Origin of the sequence: Oribacterium sp. HCP28S3_H8 (genome assembly GCF_052064775.1) — a bacterium.
Lineage (GTDB): Bacteria > Bacillota > Clostridia > Lachnospirales > Lachnospiraceae > Oribacterium.
Map to the genome: position 1 here is coordinate 1 of NZ_JBQHUZ010000020.1, position 7,544 is coordinate 7,544.

Sequence of the window (7,544 nt, forward strand, 5' to 3'; positions counted from 1 at the left end):
CAAGGTTGATAGGGCTAAGCTGTAAGTGCCGCAAGGCATTCAGGTGATAGTTACTAATAGGTCGAGGGCTTATCCAAAAGGTTTTTGGTCCGGTTAGGTTTGATGTTGACAATCTAAAGTGAATATGGTATTCTAAGCAGTGTGCAGTTTTCAAGGCACGATATATTGGCCCGATGGCTCAGATGGTTAGAGCGCCGCCCTGTCACGGCGGAGGTCGACGGTTCGATCCCGTCTCGGGTCGCTCCTGTAAGATTTGTTACAGGATAAGAATTGCAAATGGATGGGTTCCCGAGTGGCCAAAGGGGGCAGACTGTAAATCTGTTGTCACTGACTTCGGTGGTTCGAATCCACCCCCATCCATTATCTGACTTATATAGTCGGATCAATGGGGTCTTAGCTCAGCTGGGAGAGCATCTGCCTTACAAGCAGAGGGTCACAGGTTCGAGCCCTGTAGGCCCCATTTCATATTCAATATCGCGGGATGGAGCAGTCTGGTAGCTCGTCGGGCTCATAACCCGAAGGTCGTTGGTTCAAATCCTTCTCCCGCAACTCATAAACCTTGAGTGAGCCTTTTTGGCACACCCAAGGTTTTTTTATAAGCTTTACACTTGCAATGGACTATTATTCCATACACAGGCTTGCGGTCGCCTTTTTCTACTTGTATAATCATTCGTGTATTTTTAGGCATGTCCAAGCATAACCTTAAGACAAGGAGGTATGGATGAGAGTAGGGATTCTAACCAGCGGCGGTGATTGTCAGTCATTGAATGCAACAATGAGGGGTGTAGGAAAAACTCTGTATAACATATATGGTAATGATCTGAGTATATATGGATTTGAGGATGGATATCACGGTCTGATTTATTCCGAATACCGTAAGATGGAGCGTTCCGATTTTTCCGGGATTCTGAATATCGGAGGTACGATTCTCGGTACCAGCCGTACTCCTTTTAAACTGATCAGAGAGCCGGATGAAAATGGTCTTAATAAAGTGGAGGCGATGAAAAATACTTATCGTCAGCTCCGGCTGGACTGTCTAGTAGTGCTAGGAGGTAATGGCTCACTTAAAACAGCTAATCTGTTGCAGCAGGAAGGCTTAAATGTAGTAGGCTGTCCTAAAACCATTGATAATGATCTCTGGGGTACAGATATGACCTTTGGATTTCATTCAGCGGTCAGTGTGGCAACAAATGCGATAGACTGCATTCACACAACAGCAGCTTCACATAAGAGAGTATTTATTGTAGAGATTATGGGACATAAGGTTGGCATGATGACATTATATGCAGGTCTTGCCGGAGGCGCTGATATCATTCTTATCCCGGAAATCCCGTATCACATTGACGCAGTCTGCAGCAAGATACAGGAGCGATACAGTCATGGTTCCCCGTTCTCTATTATTGCAGTGGCAGAGGGAGCGATTTCCTATGAAAACTCGATCCTCAGTAAAAAGGAGCTTAAGAAAAAGCGCTCGGAGGGTAAGATCTATCCGTCTGTTTCCTATGAGCTTGCGGATCAGGTGTTTGAAAAAACCGGGATTGAAGTGCGTGTAACGGTACCGGGACATACGCAGAGAGGCGGCGCACCGGTGGCCTATGACCGGGTGCTTGCGACAAGATTTGGCGTGGAGGCTGCAATGCTGATCCAGAAGAAAAGCTTTGGAAACATGGTGGCGCTTGTCAATAATGAGATCGTCAGTGTACCGCTTGCGGAAATTGCCGGCAAATTAAAGACTGTGGAACCGGAATCTCAGATCATCAAGGACGCAAGAGCCGTTGGTATCAGCTTTGGTGACGAAGTCTGAGTATCTGGCGGCTGCTGGCAGTTGATTCAGTACATGGAGTAAAACATTGAGCTATACTGCATTATACAGAAAGTGGAGGTCAAGGACCTTTGACGAGGTAAAAGGGCAGGAGCCGATTACCGAATCCTTTAAAAATCAGATTAAAACCGGCAGAATCGGTCATGCCTATCTGTTTTGCGGCACACGTGGAACAGGTAAGACCTCCGTTGCCAAGATTCTGGCGAGAGCGGTAAATTGTGAGGATCCGGTGGATGGAAATCCATGCAATGCCTGCCCATCCTGCCGGGCGATTCTGAGTGAGTCCAGCATGAATGTTATCGAAATGGATGCCGCGAGCAACAACGGCGTCGATGACATTCGCCAGATCCGGGACCAGGTGGCATATCCTCCGGTGGATGGTAAATACAAGGTATATATTATCGACGAGGTGCATATGCTCTCCACCAGTGCCTTTAATGCCTTTTTAAAAACGCTGGAGGAGCCGCCGGAGTACGTCATCTTTGTGCTTGCTACAACAGAGCCCAATAAGATTCCGATTACCATTCTGTCCCGCTGCCAGCGATATGACTTCAAGAGGATTTCCACAGAGGTGATTGCCGGAAGACTGCGGGAGATTTCCGATGCAGAGCAGATTGATATTACGGATGATGCGCTGCATTATATTGCGCGAGTGGGAGATGGATCCATGCGAGATGCCGTAAGTCTCCTGGATCAGTGCTCCGCCTTTCAGTTTGATAAGAGAATTACATATGAAGATGCGCTCAATATCCTGGGCGCTGTGGATATCCGGATTTTTTCAGAGCTTGTGCGTGCGCTCCGCGGACGGGATATCCACAAAACCATGGAGCTTGTAGCGGAAATGGTGGAGCAGGGTCGCGAATTGTCGCAGTTTGCGGCGGATTTTCTCTACTATGTCAGGAACATGCTGATGGCAAAAACGGTGGATGATCTCCATGGACTTGTGGATATGTCCAGGGAAAATCTTACGCGGCTAAGAGAGGATGCCGGATCGTTTTCGATTGACGAGCTGCTTAGGTATATCCGTATGCTCTCGGAGCTCTGCAATCAGTTGAGATATTCCATGCAGAAGCGGGTTCTGATAGAGACAACGCTCATGAAGCTTGCGTATACGGAAACAGATGTTACACCGGAGGGTGTCAATGCAAGGATTGATGCTCTTGAGAGGAAGCTTCAGGGCATTGGTTCCGGAGCCTTTTCTATGGGGGCAGCGATGCAACCTGCGGGAACTACCACCTCGGGAGCTTCACTGCCACAGATAAAGCCGCAGCCCTCTGAGGAAAGGGTAAAGCTTCCTAAAGCACAGTTTGAGGATCTGATGCTTTTAAAAAAGAACTGGAAAAATATCGCATCTGCGATGCCGGACGGTCTGCTCCGGACGGCGTTTTCAAATTCCTGGGTAAATCCGGATCGAGCCGGAAACGGAATGATTATTTATACCAAAAGTCATTCAGGGTATGATATGATTTCTTCCGAAGCAGCGCTCAGAGAGGTTCAGAGTGTGGTTTCGGAAAAATATAAAAAGGACATTGAGTTTCACGCGGTATTTGCAGACAATGATGCCTCCAGAAATACCATCTATGTACAGGATGAGGAGCTCGCGGAAAAAATCCACTTTGAAGTGGAAACCGTGGATATGGAGGAGCATGCGCTGGCAGATCCCGAGGATGAGACGCAATAATACAAATTGATTTTACGGGGAGGACCTATATGGCAAGAGGTGGTTTTCCGGGCGGTATGCCTGGTATGAATATGAACAATCTGATGAAACAGTATCAGAAAATGCAGCGGAAGCTGGAGGAGACACAGGAGGAGCTCTCCAAAAAGGAATATTCAGCTGAAGCCGGTGGCGGAGCCGTCAAGGTGACAGTGTCCGGAGAAAAGAAGCTCACAAAGGTAACGCTGGATCCGTCCGCGGTGGATCCGGAGGATGTGGAAACTCTCGAGGATATGATTATGATTGCGGTAAATCAGGCACTTCAGGATATGGAAACAGATTCTCAAAATTCTATGGGAAAGCTGACCGGGGGCTTAGGCTTCTGATATGGAATATTTTTCCAAGGATATATCCCGCCTGATTTCTGAGCTCTCACGTTTACCTGGAGTAGGACCAAAAAGCGCGCAGCGTCTGGCATTTCATATTATCAATGCACCCAGAGAGCAGGCAGAGTCCCTCGCGGATGCCATTGTTAAGGCAAGAGCCAATATCCATTACTGTAAGATCTGCTGCACCATTACGGATGCGGAGATCTGTCCGATCTGTGCTTCCGAGGAACGAAACCACAGGCAGATCATGGTAGTGGAAAATTCCAGAGATATGAGTGCATATGAGCGTACCGGGAAGTATAATGGTACATACCATGTGCTGCACGGAGCGATTTCTCCCATGCTAGGTATCGGCCCTGAGGACATTCGCCTGAAAGAGCTGATGGCGAGACTTCAGGGGGATGTCGAGGAGGTCATCATTGCCACCAATTCCTCGCTGGAGGGAGAAACGACAGCGACGTACATTACCAAGCTGATCAAACCGTTAGGCATCAAGGTATCCAGGATTGCCTCCGGTGTACCGGTTGGCGGGGATATAGAAAATATTGATGAAGTTACATTGCTGAGAGCACTGGATGGCAGAGTTACCCTCTGATTCCGTACTGGCCATGTATTTCAGATGAGGAGAAACCAATGGATAAGTATGAGTTTAATATAAAGGCAGAGCAGATGCGTAAGATGACTCTGCAGGGGGATTACAAAACTGCCATGCAGATTGCGGACACAATTGACTGGAGACGTGTCCGCAATGCCAATCTCCTGGCTTCGGTCGCAGATATCTACGAGCATAACAAGGAGTATCAGGAGGCAAAGGATATCCTTCTGCTTGCCTTTGACCGGGCGCCGGTCGGTAAGAGATTCCTTTTTAAGCTCGCGGAGATTTCCGTAGAGTCAGGAGAACTCCGCGATGCACAGGAGTTTTATAATGAGTTTTGCGAGGTTTGTCCCGAGGACGCCCGTCAGTATCTATTACGCTATAAGATTCTTAAGGCAAAGGGCGCCAAGCCGGATCAGCTGATCAGTTCTCTGGAGCAGTATACATCGACAGAGCTTGATGAAAAGTGGCTTTATGAGCTTGCTGCCCTGTATGATGAAGCAGGACGGGAAGAGGAATGCGTCAAGACCTGTGATAAAATCATGCTTCTCTTTGGGCTTGGCAAGTATGTGGATAAAGCCATGGAGCTTAAGCTTAAGTATCAGCCTTTGACAAAGCAGCAGATGGACCAGGTGGAAAACCGTGATAAGTACGAGGCAAAGCTCGAGAGAGTATCAAAGGAGTATGGAGATGCCGATGCGTATGTGGAAAAGCCTGCGGTGACATCTGAAACGGCTTCCGTAGATCAGGCTTCTTCAGATGACGATTCCTCTTTAACAGAGCGTAATATGGAGGAGGCTTCTGCGAATGCTTCTGACGTGGAAACTACATCTTCCTCAGACGTAGAAAAAGAATCGTCGGTTCAGGAGGAATCCGCCCCGGAGCATTATGCATCCAGAGAGCAGATTGTAGACCAGGATGTGCAGAAAAATGCACCGGTCACCCGGATTCCACGGCAGATCCGGAAGTTTAACAGCTATCATATGATTATCGAGGCAAAATCTCTGGAGGATGGTCTCAGGATTGCCAAGGATGAGATCAAGTATTTCCATGAGAAATACGGATATCAGTTTAAGGTAGCCAAAACCAATGCAGAGAAGCTCAATGAAAAGGGCTTTGAGGTATTTATACCAAAGCTTCGCGGGAGAGACCTGATCGTCGAGTCCGCGGGAGATCTTAAATACTCTGTTGTGGATGAAATATCGGATTATATTGATGCGGCTGAGGATGCATCCTCCGTTGTGCTTGTGGATGTGGTGGATCACTTTGACCGTATGGCAGAGGATCGTCCGCTCTTTATTAAAAAGTTTGATCTCGTATCCGATGCTGAGGAAGAACCGGAGGAGGAGCTTCTGGAGGATGTCGATCTGGATAAGCAGGAAAGCACTTCTCAGGAGGAGCCGGTCAGGGAAGCTTATCACGCAGCAGAACCTGCTGGATCCGGTGATGATATCAGGATGAAAAACAATACAGTATCTGCCCCAGAGCATAGTGAAAACCTGCGTCCGGAGATAGAAGCAGCTTCGGAAGACGTTACAGACGAACATTTTGCGCAGGAGGATGAAAGGCTTTCGGAAGATGCGTCTTATGCTTTAGAAAATGAGGAGACGGAGGACGCATCGGATTATGAACCGGATATGGCAGCAGAATCGGAACAAATGGAGGAAAATGCTCCTATAGAGACTGCTCCAGTGGATCCGGATCTCCCGGCAGATTACTATAAAGAGATGAGCATGGATGATTTTGCAACCTATGCGCAGAGCTATGCAAAGCAGATCGACTGTGTTATGCCGGGTAAGACCGTGCTTGCCTTATATGAAAGGATTGAGCTCATGGAAGAGGACGGTGTGCCTCTTAATAAGGCAAGTGCCGAACAGTTGATCGAGGAAGCAGCAGACAAAGCTGAGAAGCCATCCCTTGGCAAGAAGCTTGCAGGTGTATTTCATCCAAAATACGATAAGGATGACAAGCTCATATTACGTGAGGAGAATTTTATCAGCTGATGACGGAAGCACTTGACTTTATAAGAGTAAACTGGCTGGAAAGCATTGCTGCTATATTTATGGCAGCCATGTTTGTATATGGATATAAAAAGGGACTGATACGTATGTCAGTCTCTTTTGTTTCTATTGTGATATCCCTGGTATGTACCAAGCTGATCCTTCCATATGCCCGCAGCTGGGCGATAGGAAATGTAAGGCTTAATACATGGATCAATCATCGCGTTAATGCCATATTGTTTTCCGGCGGAGCTGATACGGCTTCCGGCAATCTCCCGGACGCAGCAGCAGTTGACCAGAGTAAAGGAATCGTAAATCAAAACATAGATCTGTTTTATCAGATGATTGGACTGGACCGCTTTACGGATTTCCTTGCGGATAAAATCTCATCTTTGATTATTACAATCCTGCTTTTTATCGCACTCTCCATTTTGATCCATCTGGTGGTGCGAATCATGCTGAAAATTCTCGATTATGTGATGCGAGCTCCGGGGCTTAATATGATCAACCGCACACTTGGAGGCATGCTTGGCATTGTACAGGCAATCCTTTATATCTGGGTACTGATGATACTCATAGGGATATTGCCGGAAAGCCCGATTACCATAGGGATCGGAGAGCAGATCAGCCGTCCAGGGTGGCTTAACTATCTTAAAGAGGCGAATGTCATCACGCGTATTTTCCGCGCGATGATCGGAGCGTAGATGATTTCTGGGATATTAGTTTCAGATGCTATTTTTGGCTGATATTAACTGACATGAATTGTTAAAATCTCGTTGACAGAATTGAAATGAGATGATAGAGTATATATCTGTCTCAGACAGAGATTTATTTTTTTTCTAAAGAAACAGAAAGAAATAAATCAAACGAATGAGAAAAAAGTGCTTGACAAAACGCAGTACAGTTTAGTAAAATATACAAGCTGTCGCAAGAGACAAGCAAACGGTACATTGAAAATTCAAGATTAAACAATACACAGACCCTGAAGATTCTAAAGAGGATTTTCAGAAAAGAGTTTAAGAAACTCAAAGCGAATTTATTCGCAGTAAATAACGTGAGAACAAAGCATAGCTTCGTTCTG

At 46.8% G+C, this 7,544-nt stretch carries 6 protein-coding genes and 4 tRNA genes; all 10 read left to right on the plus strand.

All coding sequences use genetic code 11. From position 1 onward, the window contains the following. Nucleotides 1-167: 167 nt before the first annotated feature. The 10 genes from ACTNEN_RS13125 (at nt 168) to ACTNEN_RS13170 (ending at nt 7,167) form a co-directional block, all read left to right on the plus strand. Nucleotides 168-241 (plus strand) — tRNA-Asp (locus ACTNEN_RS13125). Between the two features lie 37 nt (nt 242-278). Further along, nucleotides 279-360 (plus strand) — tRNA-Tyr (locus ACTNEN_RS13130). A 27-nt stretch (nt 361-387) separates the two neighbouring features. Beyond that, nucleotides 388-460: transfer RNA gene (locus ACTNEN_RS13135), tRNA-Val, on the plus strand. A gap of 15 nt (nt 461-475) precedes the next feature. After that, nucleotides 476-549: transfer RNA gene (locus ACTNEN_RS13140), tRNA-Met, on the plus strand. Nucleotides 550-721: 172 nt separating this feature from the next. Then, nucleotides 722-1,804 carry a 6-phosphofructokinase gene (locus tag ACTNEN_RS13145; RefSeq protein ID WP_441206929.1) on the plus strand — a complete coding sequence of 361 codons (1,083 nt, stop codon included), beginning with the start codon at nt 722-724 and terminating at the stop codon, nt 1,802-1,804. A 46-nt stretch (nt 1,805-1,850) separates the two neighbouring features. Further along, nucleotides 1,851-3,503, plus strand: a complete 1,653-nt coding sequence (gene dnaX, locus ACTNEN_RS13150) for a DNA polymerase III subunit gamma/tau (RefSeq protein ID WP_441206930.1) — start codon at nt 1,851-1,853, stop codon at nt 3,501-3,503. A gap of 29 nt (nt 3,504-3,532) precedes the next feature. Then, nucleotides 3,533-3,865, plus strand: a complete 333-nt coding sequence (locus tag ACTNEN_RS13155) for a YbaB/EbfC family nucleoid-associated protein (protein ID WP_441206931.1) — start codon at nt 3,533-3,535, stop codon at nt 3,863-3,865. A 1-nt stretch (nt 3,866) separates the two neighbouring features. Beyond that, complete coding sequence (gene recR / locus ACTNEN_RS13160) at nt 3,867-4,463, plus strand: recombination mediator RecR (protein WP_441206932.1); 597 nt, start codon at nt 3,867-3,869, stop codon at nt 4,461-4,463. A 38-nt stretch (nt 4,464-4,501) separates the two neighbouring features. Next, the gene (locus tag ACTNEN_RS13165) at nt 4,502-6,466 is read left to right on the plus strand and encodes a tetratricopeptide repeat protein (protein WP_441206933.1); all 1,965 of its coding nucleotides are present in this window, start codon (nt 4,502-4,504) and stop codon (nt 6,464-6,466) included. Then, nucleotides 6,466-7,167, plus strand: a complete 702-nt coding sequence (locus ACTNEN_RS13170; protein WP_441206934.1) for a CvpA family protein — start codon at nt 6,466-6,468, stop codon at nt 7,165-7,167. Before ACTNEN_RS13165 ends, ACTNEN_RS13170 begins: the two co-directional genes overlap by 1 nt. Nucleotides 7,168-7,544 lie beyond the last annotated feature (377 nt).

What these genes read in the sequence shown, in the direction of transcription:
- ACTNEN_RS13170 (WP_441206934.1), top strand. Translation starts at nt 6,466, where the DNA reads ATGACGGAAGCACTTGACTTTATAAGAGTAAACTGGCTGGAAAGCATT.
- ACTNEN_RS13145 (WP_441206929.1), top strand. Translation starts at nt 722, where the DNA reads ATGAGAGTAGGGATTCTAACCAGCGGCGGTGATTGTCAGTCATTGAAT.
- ACTNEN_RS13165 (WP_441206933.1), top strand. Translation starts at nt 4,502, where the DNA reads ATGGATAAGTATGAGTTTAATATAAAGGCAGAGCAGATGCGTAAGATG.
- ACTNEN_RS13155 (WP_441206931.1), top strand. Translation starts at nt 3,533, where the DNA reads ATGGCAAGAGGTGGTTTTCCGGGCGGTATGCCTGGTATGAATATGAAC.
- recR (WP_441206932.1), top strand. Translation starts at nt 3,867, where the DNA reads ATGGAATATTTTTCCAAGGATATATCCCGCCTGATTTCTGAGCTCTCA.